The sequence below is a fragment of the Brevundimonas sediminis genome (assembly GCF_048799765.1).
Lineage (GTDB): Bacteria > Pseudomonadota > Alphaproteobacteria > Caulobacterales > Caulobacteraceae > Brevundimonas.
The window spans coordinates 127,766-149,345 of record NZ_JBLYQK010000003.1; the positions used below are offsets into that span (position 1 = coordinate 127,766).

General features: G+C 68.8%; 26 protein-coding genes and 1 other RNA gene. 11 read left to right on the forward strand and 16 right to left on the reverse strand.

What is annotated here, in order from left to right:
- Positions 1-2: 2 nt before the first annotated feature.
- Positions 3-1,997, reverse strand: a complete 1,995-nt coding sequence (gene tkt, locus ACLQ7T_RS03290) for a transketolase (RefSeq protein ID WP_420478122.1) — start codon at positions 1,995-1,997, stop codon at positions 3-5.
- 98 nt (positions 1,998-2,095) lie between these two features.
- Here tkt and ACLQ7T_RS03295 point away from each other — a divergent pair, with 98 nt between their 5' ends.
- The 8 genes from ACLQ7T_RS03295 to ACLQ7T_RS03325 all read left to right on the forward strand — a co-directional run bounded on the left by ACLQ7T_RS03295 (position 2,096) and on the right by ACLQ7T_RS03325 (position 7,260).
- Positions 2,096-2,353: a hypothetical protein gene (locus ACLQ7T_RS03295; RefSeq protein WP_420470803.1), complete on the forward strand. Its 258-nt coding sequence runs from the start codon at positions 2,096-2,098 to the stop codon at positions 2,351-2,353.
- On the forward strand, positions 2,353-2,676 hold the full coding sequence (locus ACLQ7T_RS03300) for a cell division protein ZapA (protein ID WP_420478123.1): 324 nt from the start codon (positions 2,353-2,355) through the stop codon (positions 2,674-2,676). Before ACLQ7T_RS03295 ends, ACLQ7T_RS03300 begins: the two co-directional genes overlap by 1 nt.
- Positions 2,677-2,742: 66 nt before the next feature.
- Complete coding sequence (locus ACLQ7T_RS03305; RefSeq protein WP_420478124.1) at positions 2,743-3,222, forward strand: MarR family winged helix-turn-helix transcriptional regulator; 480 nt, start codon at positions 2,743-2,745, stop codon at positions 3,220-3,222.
- The gene (locus ACLQ7T_RS03310) at positions 3,222-4,571 is read left to right on the forward strand and encodes a S41 family peptidase (protein WP_420478125.1); all 1,350 of its coding nucleotides are present in this window, start codon (positions 3,222-3,224) and stop codon (positions 4,569-4,571) included. Before ACLQ7T_RS03305 ends, ACLQ7T_RS03310 begins: the two co-directional genes overlap by 1 nt.
- Before the next feature lie 63 nt (positions 4,572-4,634).
- Positions 4,635-4,797, forward strand: a non-coding RNA gene (ssrS, locus tag ACLQ7T_RS16225) — 6S RNA.
- Between the two features lie 148 nt (positions 4,798-4,945).
- A complete protein-coding gene (locus ACLQ7T_RS03315; RefSeq protein ID WP_420478126.1) occupies positions 4,946-5,500 on the forward strand; it encodes a 5-formyltetrahydrofolate cyclo-ligase in 555 nt (184 codons plus the stop codon).
- 1 nt (position 5,501) lies between these two features.
- On the forward strand, positions 5,502-6,323 hold the full coding sequence (locus ACLQ7T_RS03320) for a TIGR00282 family metallophosphoesterase (RefSeq protein WP_420478127.1): 822 nt from the start codon (positions 5,502-5,504) through the stop codon (positions 6,321-6,323).
- Positions 6,324-6,414: 91 nt separating this feature from the next.
- Positions 6,415-7,260: a DUF5694 domain-containing protein gene (locus ACLQ7T_RS03325; protein WP_420478128.1), complete on the forward strand. Its 846-nt coding sequence runs from the start codon at positions 6,415-6,417 to the stop codon at positions 7,258-7,260.
- On the opposite strand, the gene ACLQ7T_RS03330 is transcribed toward ACLQ7T_RS03325, so the two are convergent.
- From ACLQ7T_RS03330 to ACLQ7T_RS03340, 3 genes are read right to left on the reverse strand one after another with little or no spacing between them, the layout of a single operon-like run.
- Positions 7,239-7,586, reverse strand: a complete 348-nt coding sequence (locus tag ACLQ7T_RS03330) for a DUF305 domain-containing protein (protein ID WP_420478129.1) — start codon at positions 7,584-7,586, stop codon at positions 7,239-7,241. The two genes, ACLQ7T_RS03325 and ACLQ7T_RS03330, sit on opposite strands and share 22 nt — an antisense overlap.
- Complete coding sequence (gene purL / locus ACLQ7T_RS03335; protein ID WP_420478130.1) at positions 7,586-9,796, reverse strand: phosphoribosylformylglycinamidine synthase subunit PurL; 2,211 nt, start codon at positions 9,794-9,796, stop codon at positions 7,586-7,588. The genes ACLQ7T_RS03330 and purL overlap by 1 nt, the downstream gene beginning before the upstream one ends.
- Before the next feature lie 59 nt (positions 9,797-9,855).
- The gene (locus tag ACLQ7T_RS03340; protein ID WP_420478131.1) at positions 9,856-10,674 is read right to left on the reverse strand and encodes a hypothetical protein; all 819 of its coding nucleotides are present in this window, start codon (positions 10,672-10,674) and stop codon (positions 9,856-9,858) included.
- Between the two features lie 108 nt (positions 10,675-10,782).
- Between ACLQ7T_RS03340 and ACLQ7T_RS03345 the strand changes: the two genes are divergently transcribed.
- A complete protein-coding gene (locus tag ACLQ7T_RS03345) occupies positions 10,783-10,977 on the forward strand; it encodes a hypothetical protein (protein WP_420478132.1) in 195 nt (64 codons plus the stop codon).
- Between the two features lie 12 nt (positions 10,978-10,989).
- Here ACLQ7T_RS03345 and ACLQ7T_RS03350 read toward each other — a convergent pair whose 3' ends face one another.
- The 8 genes from ACLQ7T_RS03350 to purC all read right to left on the reverse strand — a co-directional run bounded on the left by ACLQ7T_RS03350 (position 10,990) and on the right by purC (position 15,542).
- Complete coding sequence (locus ACLQ7T_RS03350; protein ID WP_420478133.1) at positions 10,990-11,541, reverse strand: sugar O-acetyltransferase; 552 nt, start codon at positions 11,539-11,541, stop codon at positions 10,990-10,992.
- A 22-nt stretch (positions 11,542-11,563) separates the two neighbouring features.
- A complete protein-coding gene (gene purQ / locus ACLQ7T_RS03355; protein ID WP_420478134.1) occupies positions 11,564-12,226 on the reverse strand; it encodes a phosphoribosylformylglycinamidine synthase subunit PurQ in 663 nt (220 codons plus the stop codon).
- Between the two features lie 33 nt (positions 12,227-12,259).
- Positions 12,260-12,490: a hypothetical protein gene (locus ACLQ7T_RS03360; protein ID WP_420478135.1), complete on the reverse strand. Its 231-nt coding sequence runs from the start codon at positions 12,488-12,490 to the stop codon at positions 12,260-12,262.
- Between the two features lie 38 nt (positions 12,491-12,528).
- Positions 12,529-13,761: an MFS transporter gene (locus ACLQ7T_RS03365; protein ID WP_420478136.1), complete on the reverse strand. Its 1,233-nt coding sequence runs from the start codon at positions 13,759-13,761 to the stop codon at positions 12,529-12,531.
- A 106-nt stretch (positions 13,762-13,867) separates the two neighbouring features.
- On the reverse strand, positions 13,868-14,347 hold the full coding sequence (locus ACLQ7T_RS03370; RefSeq protein WP_420478137.1) for a YbhB/YbcL family Raf kinase inhibitor-like protein: 480 nt from the start codon (positions 14,345-14,347) through the stop codon (positions 13,868-13,870).
- Between the two features lie 72 nt (positions 14,348-14,419).
- Positions 14,420-14,551, reverse strand: a complete 132-nt coding sequence (locus ACLQ7T_RS03375) for a hypothetical protein (RefSeq protein ID WP_420470787.1) — start codon at positions 14,549-14,551, stop codon at positions 14,420-14,422.
- Positions 14,548-14,784: a phosphoribosylformylglycinamidine synthase subunit PurS gene (gene purS, locus ACLQ7T_RS03380; protein WP_420470786.1), complete on the reverse strand. Its 237-nt coding sequence runs from the start codon at positions 14,782-14,784 to the stop codon at positions 14,548-14,550. Before purS ends, ACLQ7T_RS03375 begins: the two co-directional genes overlap by 4 nt.
- Positions 14,784-15,542: a phosphoribosylaminoimidazolesuccinocarboxamide synthase gene (gene purC, locus ACLQ7T_RS03385; RefSeq protein WP_376861550.1), complete on the reverse strand. Its 759-nt coding sequence runs from the start codon at positions 15,540-15,542 to the stop codon at positions 14,784-14,786. The genes purS and purC overlap by 1 nt, the downstream gene beginning before the upstream one ends.
- 268 nt (positions 15,543-15,810) lie before the next feature.
- Between purC and ACLQ7T_RS03390 the strand changes: the two genes are divergently transcribed.
- On the forward strand, positions 15,811-16,134 hold the full coding sequence (locus ACLQ7T_RS03390) for a DUF1476 domain-containing protein (protein WP_420470785.1): 324 nt from the start codon (positions 15,811-15,813) through the stop codon (positions 16,132-16,134).
- A 65-nt stretch (positions 16,135-16,199) separates the two neighbouring features.
- Here ACLQ7T_RS03390 and purU read toward each other — a convergent pair whose 3' ends face one another.
- Genes purU through purB form a run of 3 tightly spaced genes read right to left on the reverse strand, consistent with a single transcriptional unit; the run spans position 16,200 to position 18,852 of the window.
- Complete coding sequence (purU, locus tag ACLQ7T_RS03395) at positions 16,200-17,042, reverse strand: formyltetrahydrofolate deformylase (protein WP_420478138.1); 843 nt, start codon at positions 17,040-17,042, stop codon at positions 16,200-16,202.
- Positions 17,039-17,551: a DNA-deoxyinosine glycosylase gene (locus tag ACLQ7T_RS03400; protein ID WP_420478139.1), complete on the reverse strand. Its 513-nt coding sequence runs from the start codon at positions 17,549-17,551 to the stop codon at positions 17,039-17,041. Before ACLQ7T_RS03400 ends, purU begins: the two co-directional genes overlap by 4 nt.
- Positions 17,551-18,852: an adenylosuccinate lyase gene (gene purB, locus ACLQ7T_RS03405; protein ID WP_420478140.1), complete on the reverse strand. Its 1,302-nt coding sequence runs from the start codon at positions 18,850-18,852 to the stop codon at positions 17,551-17,553. Before purB ends, ACLQ7T_RS03400 begins: the two co-directional genes overlap by 1 nt.
- A gap of 124 nt (positions 18,853-18,976) precedes the next feature.
- Between purB and ACLQ7T_RS03410 the strand changes: the two genes are divergently transcribed.
- Entirely contained in the window at positions 18,977-19,621 is a 645-nt protein-coding gene (locus ACLQ7T_RS03410; protein ID WP_420478141.1) for a glutathione S-transferase, read from the forward strand.
- 186 nt (positions 19,622-19,807) lie between these two features.
- On the opposite strand, the gene ACLQ7T_RS03415 is transcribed toward ACLQ7T_RS03410, so the two are convergent.
- Complete coding sequence (locus ACLQ7T_RS03415; RefSeq protein ID WP_420478142.1) at positions 19,808-21,475, reverse strand: lytic transglycosylase domain-containing protein; 1,668 nt, start codon at positions 21,473-21,475, stop codon at positions 19,808-19,810.
- Between the last annotated feature and the right edge of the window lie 105 nt (positions 21,476-21,580).

The following is a 21,580-nucleotide window of genomic DNA, read 5'->3' on the forward strand; positions in this document are numbered from 1 at the left end:
GATCAGAGCCGCGCCTTGACCGCCGCGACCACCGCCTCGGTGGTGATGCCGAACTTCTCGTACAGCACTTCCGCCGGGGCCGAGGCGCCGAAACCGGTCATGCCGACGAAGCCGCCGTCCTCGCCGATGAAGCGCTCCCAGCCCTGCTGCAGGGCGGCCTCGACGGCGACGCGCACGGTGCCGCGGCCGATGACCGAGGCCTGATACTTGGCGTCCTGCTGGAAGAAGAGTTCGAAGCAGGGAACCGAGACCACGCGGGTCGGGATGTTGTTCGCTTCCAGACGGTCCGCGGCTTCCAGCGCCAGCGGAACCTCGGTGCCGGTGGCGAACAGGGTGGCCCGGGCCTCGCCCTTGGCGGCGCGCAGCTCATAGGCGCCCCTGGCGGTCAGGTTCTCCGACGACGCCGTGGTGCGCACGGCGGCGGTCTTCTGACGCGACAGGCACAGGGCCGACGGCGCGGTCCTGGTCTGCAGGGCGACCTTCCAGGCTTCCATCGCCTCGATGGTGTCCGCCGGACGGAAGACCAGCAGGTTCGGAATGGCGCGCAGGGCGGCCAGGTGCTCGACCGGCTGGTGGGTGGGGCCGTCTTCGCCCAGGCCGATCGAGTCGTGCGTCAGTACGTGAACCGCGCGCACGCCCATCAGGGCGCCCAGGCGGATCGCCGGGCGGCTGTAGTCCGAGAAGACCATGAAGGTGCCGCCGTACGGGATCACCCCGCCGTGCAGGGCCAGGCCGTTCATCGCCGCGGCCATGCCGAACTCGCGGATGCCGTAGTTGATGTAGCGGCCTTCATAGGTCGGGGCGTCGAGGATCAGGGTGTCCTTGACGAAGGTGTTGTTCGAGCCGGTCAGGTCGGCCGAGCCGCCGACCAGTTCCGGGATCGCGGCGAACAGCTCGTCCAGCGCGGCGCCCGACGACTGGCGCGTGGCCTGCGCGGGCCTGGTCTCGACCAGTTCGGCGATCTTGGCGTCCAGCTTGGCGAAGGCCGTGTCCGGCAGATCGCCCTTCATGGCGCGGGTGAAGTCGGCGGCCTGCGCCGAGTCCTTCAGACGGGCTTCCCAGGCCTTGCGGGCCTTGGCGCCCTTGCGGCCGACCTTGCGCCAGGCCGACAGCACGTTTTCCGGCATTTCGAACGGGGCGTGATCCCAGGCCAGGCCCAGACGGGTCGCCGCGATCTCGGCAGCGCCCAGCGCCGCGCCGTGGGTCTTGTGGCTGCCTTCCATGGTGGCGGCGCCCTTGCCGATCTTGGTCTTGCAGGCGATCAGCGTCGGCTTGTCCTGACGGGTCGCCCATTGCAGGGCCGACTTCACCGCCTTCATGTCGTGGCCGTCCACGGCCTTCACCGCCCAGCCCGCGGCCTTGAAGCGCGCCTTCTGGTCGGTGACGTCCGACAGCGAGACCTTGCCGTCGATGGTGATGTCGTTGTCGTCCCACAGGACGTGCAGCTTGTTCAGCTTCAGGCGGCCGGCCAGGGCGATGGCCTCCTGCGACACGCCCTCCATCAGGCAGCCGTCGCCGGCGATGACCCAGGTGCGGTGATCCACCAGATCGGCGCCGTATTTGGCCGCCAGATGACGTTCCGCCAGTGCAAAGCCGACCGAGGTGGCCAGACCCTGACCCAGCGGGCCGGTGGTCACTTCAACGCCCGGCATGTGGCCGTACTCCGGGTGACCCGCCGTCTTCGAGCCCCACTGACGGAAGTTCGACAGCTCTTCCTTGGTCGCGGCCTTGTAGCCGGTCAGGTGCAGCAGGGCGTAGATCAGCATCGAGCCGTGACCGGCCGAAAGGATGAAGCGGTCGCGATCGGCCCAGTCGGGGCGGCTCGCGTCGAACTTCAGGAATTTCGAGAACAGGACCGTCGCCACGTCGGCCATCCCCATCGGCATGCCGGGGTGGCCGCTCTTTGCCTTTTCAACGCCATCCATGGCCAGTACGCGGATCGCATCCGCCATCTGCTTCGGGGTGGCTTTCTCGGATACGGCTTTGGCGTCGGTCACTGTGGAGACCTTTCGTCGGAAGGCGGAAAAAGGGAGGCGCGCCGCTTTACCCCGGCGCGCGCGCGGGTTCTATACGGAATCTGGAGGTTCTGACCGGTATGGATGCTGCAACGGCCGCTAAGGATCGTGTCGACAGGGCCCTGGCCCTGCTCGAACGCCGCCTGATGGACCTGAAGAGCCGCGCGGCGGGCGCCAGCCGCGTGCCGGACGACGACCTGTTCGCGCCCCAGCCGTCCAGCGAGACGGATCGCGCCCGCATCCATGAGCTCGAGGCCGCCGGACGCGACGCCGCCGAGGCCCTGTCCCGGGCCGCCGACGCGATTCGCGAGACCCTGGCCGAGCAGGAGGCGCGCTGATGGCCACGGTCACGGTCGAGATCAACGGTCGCCCCTACGCCGTCGGCTGCGCGGACGGTCAGGAGGAGCGCGTCCGCGCCCTCGCGGGCCAGTTCGACGGCCATGTCCGTCAGGTGGCGGGCGAGGTCGGCCATGTCGGCGACCTGCGCCTGTTCCTGATGGCCGGCCTGCTGCTCGCCGACGAGCTGCACGAAGCCCGCACCAACGGCGGAGGCGCCGCCGGTTCCGCCGCCGCCGAGCCTTCGGCCCCGCCCATCGACGGCGTGGCCGAAGCCCTCAACGCCGTCGCCGCCCGCCTCGAAAAGATCGCCCAGGGTCTCTGATTGCTCCCGACGGACCTTTCCCATTTGTCATTTGTGGAGGTGTAACAGTGCTTATACATCTCGCGCATGCCCTACTCACAACGCACACACGGCGTCCTGCTCCGCCGCCTGATCGACCATCTCGACGGTGCGGTTGAGCAGTCCTACGTTGAAGCCGGTCTCGACTATCGGCCGCGCTTCACGCCGATCCTTCGCGCCCTGCTGAACGACGGCCCGGCCAGCATCCGCGCCCTGTCAGCCCGAACGGGCGTCACCCACTCGGCGGTCAGCCAGACGGTCAGCCAGATGGCGGCGCGGAACTGGGTCTCGCTCGCGCCCGGTCAGGACGCCCGCGAGCGGATCGTGGCCCTGACGGATTTCACCCACACCCGGCTGCCGACGCTTCAGCGGTGCTGGGCCGCCACCGCAGCAGCGTCGGACGCCCTCGACGCCGACATCGGCCAGCCGCTTGCCGATGTGCTGTCGCGCGCCCTTGAGGCGCTCGGACAAACCCCCTTCCGCGATCGTCTCGCCACGGCCGCCGCCTCCCTGTCCGGAGAAGACTGATGACCCGCCTTGCCCTGATCCTGTCCGTTTGCGCGCTCGCCCTGACGGCGGCCGGGCCGGTCCTTGCCCAGCGCGCTGCGCCGGTTGCGGTCGCCCGCACCGCGACTGCGTCGATGACGGCCACGGATCGCGCCGCCGCCGTCGCCGCCATCATTGCGGCGGTCGAGACCCGCTATGTCTTCCCCGCGCGGGTGGCGGCCATCCGGGATCGCCTGAACGAGGGGCTCGCCTCGGGGCGGTACGACACCGCCGATCGCGGCGCCTTCGCCGAGCGCCTGAGCACCGACCTCCGTGAGTCCAGCGACGACGGGCACATGTATCTGAACAACGACCCGGCGGAATACGCGGCTGCGCTGACCTCCGGGGGCGAGGTCTTCGACAATCCTGAATTCCTGGCGCTCTGGGCCGCCGCGGCCCGGCGCAGCAATCAGGGCCTGGCCGAGATGCGCATCCTGCCCGGCAATGTCCGGTACCTCCGTATCACCCAGTTCCACTGGGTCATGGACCGCACCGGACAGGCTTATGACGACGCCATGCGTTTCCTGCGGGACGGGGATGCCGTGGTCATCGACTTGCGCGGCAACGGCGGAGGCGACCACGCCGCTGTCCGCTACCTGCTCAGCCATTTCATGAAGCCGGACCAACTGGACATCACCTTCCTCGAAGCGGGCAAGGACCCGGTCCAGTCGCGCACGCTCGACAACGTCCCGGCGGGACGGATGATCGGCAAGCCGCTCTACGTCCTGATCAATCGTCAGGTTGGCTCGGCCGCCGAAGCCTTCGCCTATGACGTCCAGCAGTTCCGGCTCGGGACACTGGTGGGCGGGGGCACTCACGGCGCCGCGAACAACAACACCTTCGTGCCCATTCCGCCGGGCTTCATGCTCAGTGTCTCCTATGGCCGTCCGGTTCACCCGGTGTCCGGGACCAACTGGGAAGGCGCCGGCGTCAGCCCGGACGTGGAGGTCGATCCGGCGACTGCGCTGGACGCCGCCAGCGCGCTGGCTCTGACGGCGCTGCTCCAGCGGACGGATGCCGATCCGGTCGATCGCGCCGGCTGGGAGTGGGCCCGTGCGGGCATTGAGGCCCGGGTCCATCCTGTCACCCTCCCGGTCGAACGACTGGAGCCTCTCGCCGGGATCTACGGCGCCCGCACCATCCTGTTCCAGGACGGCGGACTGATCTGGCGTCTCTCGAACGGCCAGACCTACCCGCTGCGCCCGATGACCGAAGACGGCCTGTTCGCCGTCGAGGGCACGGAGGACCGCATGCGGGCTCGCCTGACCGGGGATGCGCTCGAGGTGTTCCGCGTCGAGGAGCCGGCCCCGACCCGTTTCCCGAGGGACTGACTTCCATCGCGACGCGATGCCATTGTTCCGCCCCCAAGGAGCGACTATCTTGCTTCCCGGCGGGTCATGCTGTGGCTCACGTCGAAGGCAACATATCCTCGCGGCCTTAATTCACTCGAAGGGATCTGCCCCTGTCCGACCTCGTGGGGTTGGGCACGCGGAGCCCACCTGGCTACCCAGGCTCGAGAGGATTTAAACCGTCCTTCACGGCTCTTACGGCGCCGCCACCCTTTCTCTCTTTTGTGCGCTAACGCTCGGCTCGCGGAGCCTCGCTGCCTGAGCGCGAACGCGTTCCTCCCCCTTGGGGGAGGGGGACCATCCGAAGCCGCAGGCGAAGGATGGTGAAGGGGCGCCGGATACGGTACGCCCGGTTCATGATCGACAAGAGCCAGCTTCGGTCGGAGATGCGAGCGCACCGCAAGCGGCTGGCCGGGCTGGACCCTCAGGCCGCCGAACGCGCCGCGTCCCATGTCAGCCACCTCCCGCCGGGCGATCCCGTCGCCGTCTATCACGCCATCGGCTCGGAACTCGACACGGACGTCCTGGCCCTCGCCCTGATCCGGCAGGGACGGAGCCTGTGTCTGCCGGTTGTGCTCCAGACCGACGCCGTCATGATCTTCCGCCGCTGGGCGCCGGGCGAGCCGCTGGAGCTGGATCAGGAGGGCGTGCCCGCGCCCCTGCCTCTGGCGGAGACGGTGGTCCCCGAACTGATCCTCACGCCTCTTCTGGCCTTCGACGTGCAGGGAGGACGGCTGGGGCAGGGGGGCGGCTATTACGACCGCACCTTCGCCGCCCTTCCGCAGGCGATCCGCATCGGCTTCGCCTACGCCGGGCAGCAGATCGACGATCTGCCGGTGGAAGGGCACGACATACGCCTGGATGGCGTTCTGACCGAGGTCGGCTATACCGCCGCCCGAAAGGTACTTTGATATGCGTCTCGCCTTCTTCGGTGATGTGGTCGGCAAGTCCGGCCGCGACGGTCTGTCCGACCATCTTCCCGCGCTCAAGCGCGACCTGAAGCTCGACTTCGTGGTGGTCAACGCCGAGAACGCCGCGGGCGGTTTCGGCATTACCGAGCACACGGCGAATGAGCTGTTCATGGCCGGCGCCGACTGCCTGACGCTGGGCAACCACAGCTGGGACCAGCGCGAGGCCCTGACCTACATCGTGCGAGAGCCGCGGCTGATCCGCCCGCTGAACTATCCGCGCCTGATGGACGCCCCGGGCGCCGGCGCCAATCTGTTCGAGACCCAGTCGGGTCGCACCGTCCTGGTCATGAACGTGCTGGGCCGCGTTCACATGGACCCGATGGACGATCCGTTCAGCGCGGTCGAGAAGGAGCTGGCCGCCTGTCCGCTGGGCATGGCCGCCGACGCCATCATCGTCGACATCCACGCCGAGGCGACCTCCGAGAAGATGGCCATGGGCCATTTCTGCGACGGCCGCGCCTCGCTGGTGGTGGGCACCCACACCCACGTCCCGACCGCCGACTGCCAGATCCTGCCCGGCGGTACGGCCTACCAGACCGACGCCGGCGGCTGCTGCGACTATGACTCGGTCATCGGCAACGACAAGGAAGAGCCCCTGCGGCGCTTCACCACCCGCCTGTCCGGCGGCCGCTACAGCCCCGCCCACGGCCCGGCCACCATCTGCGGCGTCTATGTCGAGACCGACGACCGGACCGGCCTGGCCACCCGCGTCGAGCCCCTCCGCGTCGGCGGGCGCCTCAGCCAGGCCATCCCGGTCGTCTGAGCCGGGCTGAACCTGTCCAGGAATTAATCCGCCGGGCCGCATCCATGCGGTCCGGCGGTCGCCTCTTCCCCCGAAACCTCAGGGGGAACCCATGCTCAAGCTCATCGCGGCCGTCGCCGCCCTCGTCCTTCCCACTGCCGCGTTGGCGCAGTCGGCTCCGCCTGTTCCGGACCCCGCGCCGATCGAGGTGATGATCCTCGGCAGCTATCACATGAACAATCCGGGGCGGGACGTGCATAACGCCCGCATCGACCCGGTCACCACGCCGGAGAAGCAGGCCCAGCTTCAGGCGGTATCCCGGGCGTTGGCCCGGTTCAATCCGACCGCGCTCGCCGTGGAGCGGATCGCCTCTGACCGGACGACCCTGCTGGATCACCGCTACCCCGCCTTCACTCCCGCCGACCTCGCGACCAACCCCGACGAACGGGTCCAGATCGGCTACCGGTTGGCTCACGATCTCGGTCTTGAGCGCGTCTACGCCATCGACGAGCAGGACCGCGAGGGCCAGCCCTCCTACTTCCCGTTCGAGGATGTGATGACCTGGGTGCAGGCCAACGGGCAGCAGGCTCGCTTCGATGAAATGAACGCCCGCATGGCCGTCATGGCTGCGGAGATGGAGCGCCGTCAGTCCACGGCGACCGTGGCGCAGCTCCTCGCCTGGCTGAACACGCCCGAGCAGGTCGCCTATAGCCAGGGCATCTACGCCGACCTGCTGAGCCTCGGCGCCGGCGACGAACAACCGGGCGCCGTGCTGAACGGCCGCTGGTACACCCGCAACGCCGTCATCTTCGCCCACATCCGGCAGGTGGCGCGGCCGGGCGACCGGATCGTCGTCCTGTACGGCGCGGGCCACGCCTACTGGCTGCGCCAGATGGTCAGCACCACGCCGGGCTACAGGCTGGTCGAACCGAACGACTACCTGCTGACGGCGGACTGATCCGCCGGACGCCAGGCTTCCAGCTCGGCGATTTCGCGGGTCCGGCTCTCGGCCGCCGCCTGCGCCAGTCGCCGCAGTTCGGGATCCCGGGTGTCGCGCAGAACCCTCTCTGCGTCCGCCCGTGAGGCGCGGCGGTCGGCCAGCATCGCGTCCACCCGTTCCTGATCGGGCGAGCGCGACACAGCGGGTTCGACCGTCGCCGTTTCCCTGACTACCGCCGAGTGGTTGGCCGCCGCCGTCTCGCGCAGGGCCTGCTGCACCGGATCGCCGCCGCCGTCGCAGGCGGCCAGCAGCATCAGGGCGATCAGGCCCGGCGCGACGCGCATCAGCCGTTCATCCAGTTGGGCATCCAGCTCTCGTGCATCTCGCGCAGGTGGGCGAGCGGCAGGCGGAACAGCTCGCCCTTCGGCCCCGAGGAGGCGAAATCCGCGCCCTTGATCTCGCCGACGACCGAGGCGTGCAGCCCGGCCTCATGCGCCCTGGCGATCAGGGCGTTGGCGTCGGAGACGGCCACCAGATAACGGGCCTGATCCTCGCCGAACAGGAAGGCATGGGCATGGGCGGCGCTCGAGGCGTTCAGCTCGACGCCGACGTCCGACGCCAGGGCGATGTCCGCCGCCGCGCCGACCAGACCCCCGTCCGACAGGTCGTGGACGCAGGTCAGTTCGCCGGTCTCGATCAGGCCGCGCACGAAGTCGCCGGTCTTGCGCTCCAGCTTCAGGTCCACCGGGGGCGGGGCGCCGTCCTCGCGGCCCAGAACCTCGCGCAGATAGATGGACGCGCCCAGCTCGCCGTGCGTCTCGCCGATCAGCACCAGCACATCGCCCTCGACCGCGCCGCCGAAGCCGGTGACGGTGTCATAGTTGGGCAGCAGGCCGACCGCGCCGACCGTCGGGGTCGGCGGAATGGCGACGCCGTTGGTCTCGTTGTAGAGGCTGACGTTGCCGCTCACGACCGGGAAGTCCAGGTCGCGGCAGGCCTCGGCCATGCCGTCGATGGCCCGCACGATCTGGCCCATGATCTCGGGGCGCTGCGGATTGCCGAAATTCAGGTTGTCGGTGATGGCGATCGGACGCGAGCCGACGGCGGTCAGGTTGCGCCAGGCCTCGGCCACGCACTGCTTGCCGCCTTCATAAGGATCGGCCTGCACATAGCGCGGGGTGCAGTCGCTGGTGACGGCCAGACCCTTGTCCGTGCCATGCACCCGCACAACGCCCGCGTCGGCGCCGGTGGCCGAGTCGTGCAGGGTGTCGGCCATCACGTGGCGGTCGTACTGCTCCCAGATCCAGCGCTTGGACGCCATGTCCGGGCAGGTCAGCACGTTCAGCACCGCGTCGGTCCAGCTTTCCGGCGCCGGCACGTCCTTCGGATCGAGGCGCGGCTGCAGCTCCGGCTGCACCCACGGGCGGTCGTACAGGGGCGCGTCGTCGAACAGCGGGGCCAGCGGCACATCGCAGACCAGTTCGCCATGGTGCTTCAGCACCAGACGGCCGGTGTCGGTGGTCACGCCGATGACGGCGGCGTCCAGGCCCCATTTCTGGAAGATGCGGTAGCCGTCTTCCTCGCGGCCCGGCTTCAGGACCGCCAGCATCCGCTCCTGCGATTCCGACAGCATCATCTCATAGGCGGTCATGCCCTCTTCGCGCTGGGGCACGGCGTCCATGTTCAGCTCGATGCCCACGCCGCCCTTGCCGGCCATTTCGACCGAGGACGAGGTCAGGCCCGCGGCGCCCATGTCCTGGATGGCGGCGACGGCGCCCGAGGCCATCAGTTCCAGCGTGGCCTCGATCAGCAGCTTCTCGGCGAAGGGATCGCCGACCTGCACGGTCGGACGCTTCGATTCCGACTCATCGTCGAACTCCGCCGACGACATGGTCGCGCCGTGGATGCCGTCGCGGCCGGTCTTCGATCCGAAATAGACCACCGACAGGCCCGCCGCCGGGGCGGCCGAGTAGAAGATGGCGTCCGACTTCGCCAGACCGACGCACATGGCGTTGACCAGGATGTTGCCGTTGTAGCCGGCGTGGAAATTGGTCTCGCCCGCGACGGTCGGCACGCCGACGCAGTTGCCGTAGCCGCCGATGCCCGAGACGACGCCCGAGACCAGACGCTTCGTCTTCTCGTGGGCCACGTCGCCGAAGCGCAGGGCGTTCAGCAGGGCCACCGGGCGCGCGCCCATGGTGAAGACGTCGCGCATGATGCCGCCCACGCCCGTCGCCGCGCCCTGGTAGGGCTCGATGTAGGACGGGTGGTTGTGGCTCTCCATCTTGAAGATGCAGGCGTCGCCGTCATCGATGTCGATGACCCCGGCGTTCTCGCCCGGCCCGCAGATCACCCGCGGTCCCTTGGTCGGGAATTTGCCGAGGTGGATCTTCGAGGATTTGTACGAGCAGTGCTCGGACCACATCACCGAGAAGACGCCCAGTTCGACCTGGTTGGGCTCTCGGCCCAGCCGGTCGAGGACGACCTGATATTCGTTCGGGGCCAGGCCGTATTCGGCGGCCAGCTCGGCCATGGTCTTTTCGGGAGCGCTCATGGCCGCGCCTTCTAGCGGCAGAAGCCGATCCTGTCAGCCATGGCGGCGCAAGATCAGCGTCAGAGGCCGCGTTCGGGCGCTCCGGCGAGGCGGTCGACCGGCGGCTTGAGGCGGAAGCCCAGAATCACCGCCCCGACCAGGGTGACGCCCGCGGCCAGGACCGCGCCGCCGGCCAGGACGCCGTTGCGCGCCTGCTCGGCATTGAAAACCCCCAGAAGACCCCAGGCGATCGGCAGGGCGAAGGCCGGCGTCCTCAGGGCCCAGGTCACCGCCAGCGCCTTGGCCGTCACCAGCACGACGGCGATCAAGGCCCAGACGGTGGGGGCGAGAATCGTCGGCAGGTCGCCGTTGCCGGTCAGCACCGTCAGCAGGTTCACCGGGGCGGCGATCCCGAGCCACCCGGCCAGCAGGGCCAGCGGCCACACCACCATCCACCGCTCCCGCGACGTCCGGGGCAGGGCGCGGATGGCCGCGGCGTTCATCAGCAGGGGAATGAGCAGAACCAGAAGAGAGCCGAAGATCAGCAGGATGGTGCCGGTTTCCCAGTCCAGGGCCGCCGCCACGATCCACCAACCGATCCCCAGCAGAGCGACGGCCGAGGGCCAGCCCAGGCGGTTCAGCAGGACGCTTTCACCGGTCGCGGGCAGGGCCTGCCTCACCGCATAGATCAGCAGACCCAGATAGATCACGCCCCAGATGGCGAAGGCGTAGCCGGCCACCTTCAGGGTGGCGTCGCTGTCCGCGGCGAACTCCGCGGCCGTCTGCCCCAGTCCCAGCCCCATCTGCACCTGGGCGACGACCACGGCGAAGATCGCGCAGGCCAGCACGATCAGGCGACGGGTCATCTGTGCGGGGGTAGGGCGAAGAAGGGCGGACATGCGGGCTCCCGGCTGTGATGCGGTGTCTACGTCCGGCCCGGTGTTTTGGTTCACGGGAACCCGGCCGGGCCCGGCCCTGTTGAGGGGCGACAGAGATGGAGAGACCTCATGGCCGACCAGACCCCCCGCTTCGAAACCGATTTCGTCGAGACCGACCGCGCCCGGGAACAGGGGCTGGGACTGGGCGAGCGTGAATTGAAGGCCCAGCGCGATCCGGGCGGCGTCTCCACCCCGGACGTCGACGAGGACGACGAGCCCGGTGATCCGGTCGTGCGCAATGTGAAGGACGATCCGGAGGGCTGACCGCCCGGCCGGTCAGCGTTTTTCGCGCGCCGGATTGCCCATCACGGTGGCGCCCCGGGGCACGTCCCGGGTGACGACCGAACCGGCCCCGATCACCGCGTCGTCCCCGACGGTCACGCCGGGCAGCAGGATGGCTCCGCCGCCGATCCAGACGTTGCGGCCGATGGTGACGGGCTTGCCGTACTCCAGCCCCCGCGCGCGCTCTTCCGGGTCCCGCGGGTGGTCGGCGGTCAGGATCTGAACCCCCGGTCCGATCTGCGTCAGGTCGCCGATCTCGACCTCGCAGACGTCCAGAATGATGCAGTTGAAGTTCAGGAAGACGTTCCGGCCCAGCCGGATATTGTAGCCGTAGTCGCAGTGGAAGGGCGGCCGGACCACCGCGCCCTCGCCGACGTCGCCCAGCTTCTGGCGCAACAGGTCGCGCCGCTCGGCCGGCGTCGCCGCCAGCGCGGCGTTGTACCGGACCATCCAGTGTTTGGCGGCGGTCTGGTCGTCCTGGAGTTCGGGATCGCCCGGGTTGTAGGGCTGGCCCGAGATCATCTTCTGGCGTTCGCTGACGAACATCGACGCCTCCCTGCCGAGGCCCTCAGGCCGCCGCGTAGATGCTCTGGAACAGGGTGGCGCCGTCCGCCGACCCCAGTTCGGCCTCGAAGGCGCGGTCCGGGTGGGGCATCATGCCCAGCACGTTGCCGCGCGCGTTCTGCAGACCCGCGATATCGGCGACCGAACCGTTAGGGTTGTCGACGTAGCGGAAGACCACCTGACCCTCGCCCTCGATCCGCTTCAGCGTCTCTTCGTCGGCGAAATAGTTTCCGTCGCCGTTGCCCTGGGTCATCACGACCTCGCGCTGCCCCTGATAGCCCGAGGTGAAGCGGGTCTGGCCGTTGGCGACCGTCAGGCTGATCGGCTTGCAGACGTACTTCAGGCCCGAGTTGCGCAGCAGGGCGCCCGGCAGCAGTCCGGCCTCGCACAGGATCTGGAAGCCGTTGCAGATGCCGACCACGGCCACGCCGTCGTCGGCGGCCTTCTTCACCGCCTGCATGATCGGAGCCTGCGCCGCCATCGCGCCGCAGCGCAGGTAATCGCCATAGGAGAAGCCGCCCGGCAGGACGATCAGGTCCAGCCCCTTGGGCAGTTCGGTCTCGGCATGCCAGACCATCTGCACCTGTTCGCCGGTGGAGCGTTCGACGGCGACCTTGCAGTCGCGGTCACAGTTGGAACCGGGGAAGACGATGACGGCTGCGCTCATGGCGCGGGCGTTTAGCAGGGTTCGCCGGAAATGTCAGTGCGCGGGATCAACAAGACCAAGCCGGACGTTCACGCGCTCAACGCGATCATCAAGATGACCCAACCGGCTGTAGATATTCGCCACATCCTGCTGGACCGCGACCTGATGGCCCCGGATCGCCTGAAGTTCCAGCTTCACCTCATCCAGCTTGTCGTCCATGCGGCCGAGGCGAGCCTGCATCGACTTCAGTACGTCATAGAGAAGCTCGTTCGTGACTTCTGCCATGACGCCAAACTACCATCGCGTGAACGAAACGGCAACATTCAGACTGCGGCGGCGACCGTCCGCTTCCCGTCCAGCCACGCCCAGACCCAGATCGCCAGCCCGCCCAGCGTCAGGCCCACGGCCACCCAGCCGGTCGAGGCCCAGCCGAAGCCGGCAGCCACCGCCGTCCCCGCCAGAAGCGGGCCCAGGGCGTTGGCCGTGTTGAAGGCCGAGTGGTTCAGCGCCGCCGCCAGCGTCTGCGCCTCGCCCGCCACATCCATCAGCCGGGTCTGCAGGATCGAGCCCAGCCCGCCACCGAAGCCGATGAACAGGACGATCGCCAGCATAGACCACAGGGACTGCGACGCCAGCGGATACAGGGCCAGGGCGATCGCGCTCCAGATCAGCACGCCCGCCGCCGCCTTGAAGCCGAACCGGTCCCCGGCCCAGGCGCACAGCAGGTTGCCCGTGAACATGCCGACGCCGAAAACGGCGAACACCCAGGGCAGGACGTCGGGACCCACGCCGGTGACCTCGCGCAGCACCGAGGCCAGATAGGCGTAGACCGCGAACATTCCGCCGAAGCCGACGGCGCTGACGCCCAGCGTCAACCAGACCTGCCGGTTCTTCAGCGCCTTCAGCTCCCGCAGGGGGCTGGCGTTCGGATGCGCCGGATCGCGCGGCGCGAACAGGGCGACCAGCGTCATGGTCAGCACCGCCAGCCCGCCGACGATGCCGAAGGTCCAGCGCCAACCGTGCGCCTGGCTGACCAGATTGACCACCGGCACGCCCAGCACTGTCGCGATGGTCAGGCCCATCAGGATGGTGGAGACGGCGCGGGTGCGGAACTTCAGCGGCACGGCCGAGGCCGCGACCAGGGCCGCCACGCCGAAATAGGCGCCGTGCGGCAGGCCGCTCAGGAAACGGAAGACCAGCATGGTCTCGAAATTCGGCGACAGGGCGCTCAGCGTATTGGCCACGGCGAACAGGCCCATCAGGCCGATCAGCAGGATCCAGCGCGGCAGGCGCGCGCCGAACGCCGCCAGCAGGGGCGCGCCCACAACCACGCCCGCCGCATAGGCGCTGATCGCGTGCCCGGCGGTCGGCTCGTCGACCCCCAGCCCGCGCGCGAAATCGGGCAGGACGCTCATCGCCGCGAACTCGGTCACGCCGATGGCGAAGCCGCCCATGCCCAGCGCGGTCAGCAGCAGGGCCACCGCGCCGGGTTTCAGGGCGCCCGGTGCGCCCTCCAGGCCGGGTTCGGGACAGGCGGCGGCGTCGACGGGCGTCATGAAGGCTTACTCAGGGGAAGGAATGCTGCGCTGCAACATAGGCGCCCCCGTCGCCCCTTCAACCCGTCAGCTGATCAACAATCATATATCCCCGCCGCCCATGGGCTCAGCCCGCGCCGGTGTTCTCGTAGGTGGCGGTGATCGTCGCCTTGGCGAGGGTGTGGAAATGCAGGTTGAAGCCGAAGACCGCGCCGGAATTGTCGGGGGTCACGTCCAGCTTGTCGGTGTCCACCGCGAAGACGGTGAAGATGTAGCGGTGCGGGCCGTGGCCGGGAGGCGGGGCGGCGCCGCCGAAGCCGGCCGGGCCGTAATCGGTCCGGCCCTCGACCGCTCCGGCCGGCAGGTCGGCGGACGAGGCGCCGGTCTTCAACTCGGTCACGTCGGCGGGGATGTTGGCCACGGTCCAGTGCCAGAAGCCCGAGCCCGTCGGCGCGTCCGGATCATAGCAGGTGACGGCGTAGCTCTTCGTGCCCTCGGGCGCGCCCGACCACGACAGATGGGGGGAGGTATTGCCCTTGGCGAACACCTGGGCGTCCGGCAGCACGCCGCCGTCGGTGATGTCGTTGGAAGTCAGGGTGAAGGTCATGGGCCGCTCCATCAAGGGACTGGAGACCTCATAACGCGCGGGGGACGGCTCCGTCACCCGCCGGGCGCCCGCCTAGTGGCCCTGATCCTGCGCGGCGGTGGTGAAGGCGCTGTCGTCCATCAGTCCGCCGGCGAGGGCTGCGGCGAAAATCACGCAGCCCGCCACGATGAACAGGACGATCAGCGGCTTCAGGACGCGTTTCACGCGACCTCGATCCGGTACGATTCGATCACCGTGTTGGCGAGCAGGGTCTCGCACATCTTCTTCACCTCGACGGCGGGGTCGCCCTCGCCGTTGAAGTCGAACTCGATCAGCTTGCCGACGCGGGCGTTGGCGACGCCGCCCCAGCCCAGACCGTTCAGCGCGCCCTCGACGGCCTTGCCCTGAACATCCAGCACGCCCGGCTTCAGGAAGACGTGAACCTTGACCTTGGCCATCAGTGCAGCCCTCCCTGAATGACCGTCGGCATGCCCTTCATGATGCCCAGGCGACGCGCGACTTCGGTGTAGCTTTCGATGACATTGCCCAGGTCGCGGCGGAACCGGTCCTTGTCCAGCTTCTCACCGGTGGTGGTGTCCCACAGGCGGCAGCTGTCCGGGCTGATCTCGTCGGCCAGGATGACGCGGGCGAAGTCGTTCTCCCAGACGCGGCCGAACTCGATCTTGAAGTCCACCAGCTGGATGCCGACGGCGCCGAACATGCCCGACAGATAGTCGTTCACGCGCACGGTCATGGCCAGGATGTCGTCCAGCTCCTGGGTCGAGGCCCAGTTGAAGGCGGTGATGTGCTCTTCCGTCACCATCGGATCGTTGAGCTCGTCCTTCTTCAGGTAGAACTCGATGATCGACCGGGGCAGGGGCGTGCCCTCCTCGATGCCGAGGCGCTTGCTCATCGAGCCGGCCACCACGTTGCGGCAGACGACTTCCAGCGGAATGATCTCGACTTCGCGGATCAGCTGCTCGCGCAGGTTCAGGCGCTTGATGAAGTGGTTCGTCACGCCGATGCCGTTCAGGCGCGACATGATGAATTCGCTGATCTGGTTGTTGATGACGCCCTTGCCCTCGAGTTGGGCCTTCTTCTCGCCGTTGAAGGCGGTGGCGTCGTCCTTGAAGTACTGGATCAGGGTGCCGGGCTCGGGTCCTTCGTACAGGATCTTGGCCTTGCCCTCGTAGAGCTTCTTGCGCTTGACGTTCATCGGTCTTCGTCCAGGCGGGGCGCGCCGGAAACAAAAAACGCGCGGCCAGCGCGTAGGTCTGGTCAGCGCGATCCGGAATCGGGCGTGCGGGTAAATCGTCGCGGCCTCCATAGCGGAACCCGCCCCGTGATACAAACGGCGCAGCGGCGTCACGGCGACGGGGACAAGCCGCCGCAACCCGCCGGTTCCGGTTGCCTTCGCCCCGCGCGCGGCCTAGAGCAGCGCGACGCGGCCACCACCCGGTCGTTTGAGGAGCCTGCAGACGCCCATGACCACCTTTGACGATCGCGAAAAGGGCTTCGAAGCCAAGTTCGCCCTCGATGAGGAGCAGGAGTTCAAGGCGAACGCCCGGCGCAACAAGCTGCTGGGTCTGTGGGCCGCCGAGAAGATGGGCCTGAGCGCGGAAAGCGCCGACCAGTACGCCGCCGCCGTCGTGCGCGCCGATTTCGAACAGCCGGGCGATGAGGACGTGTTCCGCAAGGTCGCCCAGGACTTCGAGGGTTCGGGCCTGGTGGTCTCGGAGGGCGAAATCCGCCGCAAGATGGACGAGCTGTCCTCGGTCGCCCGCGAGCAGATCCGCAACGGCGAATAAGCCGCCCGGACGCCGAACAGAATCAGGGGCCGCTCCGTCGCCGGGGCGGCCCTTTTTCCTGTCCGTCAGTCGGCGAAGACCACGGTCTTCGAGCCGTTCAGCAGCACCCGGTCCTGCAGATGATGGGCCACGGCCCGGGCCAGCACCCGCCGTTCGATATCGCGGCCCTTGCGGATCAGGTCCTCCGGCGCGTCCCGGTGGCTGATGGGCTCGACGTCCTGCTCGATGATCGGGCCCTCATCCAGATCGGCGGTGACATAGTGGGCGGTCGCCCCGATCACCTTCACCCCGCGCGCATGCGCCTGATGATAGGGCTTCGCGCCCTTGAAGCCGGGCAGGAAGGAGTGGTGGATGTTGATGCACCGGCCCTCCAGCCGCCCCGCCAGATCGTCCGACAGGATCTGCATGTAGCGGGCCAGCACGACCAGCTCCGTTCCGGTCTCCTCGATCAGCCGCAGCAGCTCCGCCTCCTGCCCCGCCTTGTCCGCCGCGTGGACCGGCAGGTGGTGGAAGGGCAGGTCCCCCAGATCGACATGGCCGATCTGGTCGCGCGGGTGGTTCGACACGATGCCGGTGATCGTCATCGGCAGCTCCTCGGCCCGCCAGCGGTACAGCAGGTCCGCCAGACAGTGATCGAATTTCGAGGTCAGGATCATCACCCGCCGCGGTTCGGGGCCGCGCAGGGTCCAGTCCATCCCGAACCGCGCCGCCGGTTCGGCGAAGGCCGCGCGCAGGGCGTCGATGCCGTCCCCGCCGGCGGGCTCGAACACCACCCGCATGAAGAAGGTCCCGGTCGAAGGATCGCCGAACTGCTGGGCGTCCGAGATGTTGGCGTCGCGCTGGAACAGGAAGGCCGAGACGGCGGCCACGATGCCGTGCCGGTCGGGGCAGGAGAGGGTCAGGATCATGCGGTCTCGGTCGGGGAGGCGACGTAGGGCGCCAACTTGACCCAGTGTTCCGCCTTCCACGCAAGCGGTTTCGCCAGGGCGGGACTGCTGGACGGCAGGGTCAGGCGGGCGATCCGCCCGTCCGGCGGCCCCAGCACCTGCTCGCCCTCCTTCGCCGCCTTGCCGCCGTTGAAGGCGACGGCGCGCAGTCGGGGCAGGGCGGCGATCAGGGTCTTGAGGTCCGCATGGGTCGGCATGCGGATGGCGGTGTCCAGGCTGCCGACCCGCGTCGCCTCGGCGATCACGTCCCACAGCCCGATCCCGTGCGCACGCAGGAGATCCAGCCGCGCCTCATAGGGCTGCGCCTTCAGGTCCGGACGGTCGATCACCCCGCCGACCAGCGGCCAGAAGGCGTTGCGCGGATGGCCGTAGTACTGCCCGGCCTTCAGCGAGGCGTCGCCGGGCAGGCTGCCGAGGATGAGCAGGCGGGTGTTCGCGTCCACGACGGGATCGAACGCCCGCTTCAGCATCAGGCGTCGCCGAACACCCGGGCGAACACCGTGTTCACGTGCTTGGTGTGGTAGCCGAGGTCGAACAGGGCCTCCAGCTGGGCCTCCGGCAGGGTGACGCGGGCGTCGGCCTTCAGGAAGTCCAGGAAGCGCCCCTCGCCGCGCCACACCTTCATGGCGTTCTCCTGCACGGCGGCATAGGCGTCCTCGCGGCTCACCCCCGCCTGAGTCAGGGCCAGCATCACCCGCTGCGAGTGCACCAGACCGCCCAGCAGGTCGATGTTCTTCTGCATGTTCTCCGGATAGATGTTCATCCGCTCGACCACGCCCGCCAGACGATGCAGGGCGAAGTCCAGGTGGATGGTCGCATCCGGGCCGATGCCGCGCTCGACCGACGAGTGGCTGATGTCGCGCTCGTGCCAGAGGGCGACGTTCTCCATCGCCGGAACCACCGAAGAGCGGACCAGACGGGCCAGACCCGTCAGGTTCTCGGTCAGGATCGGGTTGCGCTTGTGCGGCATCGCCGACGAGCCCTTCTGGCCCTTGTCGAAGAACTCCTCGGCCTCCAGCACTTCCGTGCGCTGCAGGTGGCGGACCTCGGTCGCCAGACGCTCGATGGAACTGGCGACGACGCCCAGCGCCGCGAAGAAGGCGGCGTGGCGGTCGCGCGGGATCACCTGGGTCGAGACCGGCTCGACCTGCAGGCCCATCTGGTCGGCGACATACTGTTCAACGGCCGGATCGACGTTGGCGAAGGTGCCCACGGCGCCCGAGATGGCGCAGGTGGCGATCTCTTCCCTGGCCGTGATCAGGCGGCGCTTCGCCCGCTGGAACTCGGCGTGATAGCCGGCCAGCTTCAGGCCGAAGGTGATCGGCTCGGCGTGAATGCCGTGGCTGCGGCCGACCTGCGGGGTGAATTTGTGCTCCTTGGCGCGGGTCTCCAGCGCGGCCAGCACGCGATCCACGCCGCCGATCAGCAGGTCCGCCGAGCGGGCCAGCTGCACCGCGAAACAGGTGTCCAGCACGTCCGACGAGGTCATGCCCTGGTGCAGGAAGCGGGCTTCCTCGCCGACGATCTCGGCCACATGCGTCAGGAAGGCGATGACGTCGTGCTTGGTGGTGCGCTCGATCTCGTCGATCCGGTCGGCGTCGAAGACGGCGTCCTTGCCCTTGGCCCAGATGGCCTCGGCGGCGTCGGTCGGGATCACCCCCAGCTCGGCCATCTTCGTGGCGGCGTGCGCCTCGATCTCGAACCAGATCCTGTACTTGGTCTCTTGCGACCAGATGGCGACGGCGTCGGGGCGGGAATAGCGCGTGATCATGGACGCGCCGTGTCGGGTGATGGGGCCCCGGAGTCAAGCGCCGCTTGTGTTTCGGGCGATCAAACTCGGTCGCGAAGGGGCGCGGAACGGCCTATGACCGACCCGGAACCGGGAGGGATTTCAAATGGAACTGATCATCGGGCCGCGCCTGTACTCGACCTGGTCCCTGCGCCCGTGGCTGGTGCTCAAACGCTGCGGCGCGAACTTCACCACCACCGAGATCGACATCTACTCGCACGCCGGTCAGGCCGAGCTGGAGCGCATCTCGCCCTCCCGCCTCGTGCCCCTGCTCAAGGTCGACGGCGAGACCATCTGGGACTCCATGGCCATCTCCGTCTGGTGCGCCGAGCGTTATCCGGATGTCCGGCTCTGGCCCGCCGATCCCCATGCCCGTTGGCTGGCCCGCGCGGCGGCGTGCGAGATGCACGGCGGCTTCATGGCCCTGCGCACCCACTGCGGCATGGGGCCGGATCACACCATGGTCGGCCCTGACCGTTCGCCCCTGCCGGCCGGAGAGGGCGTGGAGCGCGACATCCGTCGTCTGGTCGCCCTGTTCCGCGAAATGCGCGGCCGCTTCGGCGCGGCTGGCCCCTGGCTGTTCGGCGAGTGGTCCGTGCCGGACGCCTTCTTCACCCCGGTCGCCACGCGCTTCCGCCACTACCAGGTCGATCTGTCCGACTTTGGCGATGACGGGACCGCGCAGGCCTATTGCGAGGCCCTGCTGGCCCAGCCCGACTTCCTCGCGTGGTCAGAGTCAGCGTTGCGTTAACCCCACACTCCAACGCCGCCTTAAGACAACGGCGATATTCATGGGAGCCGAAGGAACGCAGAAGCGTTCGAGGTCCGTCATGTCGATGCAAGCGCCCCAACCCGTCGCCCGCCGCCCCAGCCTGCTGGTTTACGGCCTGCTGATCGTCGTGGCCTGCTGCCTGCCGGCCATGCTTCTGGCGGGGCTCTAGCCGCCCGTCGTCAGCACCGCGGCCACCTCGACCGGCTGGACCGGTTCCGGAGGCGGCGGCACGAAGTCCAGGCTCAGCGGCACAAGCGGCGCGCCCGACGCCACGGCGTCCAGGGTGTTCAACGGTCGCCCGTTCATGCGCTGATAGATCCAGTAGGCGGCGACCACCTTCTCCACATAGTCCCGGGCCTGCGGCACATCGATCGTCTCGATCAGCAGCAACGGATCAGCATCCGGGCCCAGCTTGCGCACGGCCGCCATCATCGGGCCCGGTCCGGCGTTGTAGGACGCCGCCACGCGCAGCAGGTCGCCGTTGATCTCCGGCCGGGCCAGAACCCGGTTCACATAGGCCTGCCCCATCCGGGCGTTCACGGACGGATCGTACAGACGCTCCGGCGTGCTGACGAAGCCTCGGTCGCCCGACAGCTCGGCCGCCGTCCCCGGCATCACCTGCATCAGACCATAGGCGCCGGCTCCCGAACGCGCCCGGGCGTTGAAGCCGGTTTCCTTGCGGGCGATGGCGTAGACCAGCGAGCGCTCGATGGTGAAGCCGCCCTCGGGTTCGATCACCGGCTGGGCGTAGTTGTTGGCGTCGACCCGCCGGGCGTCGGAGTCCGACCCGGTCACCCGCGGGCCGAGCGCGCGGCCCAGCGCGGCCCAGAGTTCACGGGCCCGGTCGCCGACCGCCGAACGCATGCCGGTGCGAAGTTCGTCCCGGGCGTCCGTCCGGCGTCCGATCTCGAAGAAGGCCACCGTGCGCCGGGCGCGCGGCTCGGCGCGGATGAACTCTTCCAGCTCGGCGGCGTCGACCCCGATCGGCTCCTCCGGCACATACAGCGCGCGCTGCAGGGCCGGGGCCGCCTCATAAGGGCGGGGGCCGAGGTTCTCGATGGTCATGTCCTCGCCGAGCTGGCGCAGGGCGATCTGACCATAGAAGGTGGCGGGCCAGGCGGCGGACCGCCGCAGCAGCGGCTGGACCCGATCCTGCTGGCTCGACCGGGCGGCGGAGCGGGCGGCCCAGAAGGCCGCGCCGGCGCGCACCCAGCTGTCCTCGGTCGGATCGTCCAGCACCTTCTCGAAGGCCGTGGTCGCGGCGCCGAACTCCCCGAGGCGGTACTGTGCCAGGGCGACGCTCCACCAGTCGCCGATCTCCTGGCCGATCACCACGGCGCCGGCCAGATCGTCCCGGTTCAGGGCGACCCGGGCGGCCTTCATCGGATCGCCCTCGGTGTTCTGCCCGGCGGCCGAGGCCGCGGCCCAGCTGCGGTTCGAGAACCGGCCCGGCCGACGCGGCTCCGGCGCATCATCCGGACGACGGCGCATGGCCAGATTGTAGGCCCGGTCGGCGCAGGGCAGGTCGTAATACTCCTCCAGCCACGCCGCCAGCTCTTCATAGGTGGCCGAATAATCGGGGTGGAACAGCCGTTCGAATTCGACCTGTCCCAGCAGGACGTGATCCTGGGCGGCGCGGGCCGAGGCGCGGGCCGCGTCCAGGTCGCCGCGCCGCAGGGCGTCGAAGGCGGTGGTGTAGCTCAGGCGGTCGGCGGCGCTCAGCGCGGACGGCGCGCGGCGGTCGTCGTCAGAGGCGTGGGCCAGACCGCCGAAAGCGGTCAGGGCAATCGCCAGCGTCGGCGCCAGGAAGGCGCGGCGGAATGAAACAGGCACTGAGGCGGCCCCCCTTGGAGCGGACGCCTGACCGTCTCGTTTCGGTCGACATCTCGCTATTCGTTCGGTCGTCAGGCCAGAAAGGCGCCAAGCCCTCGACCCGTG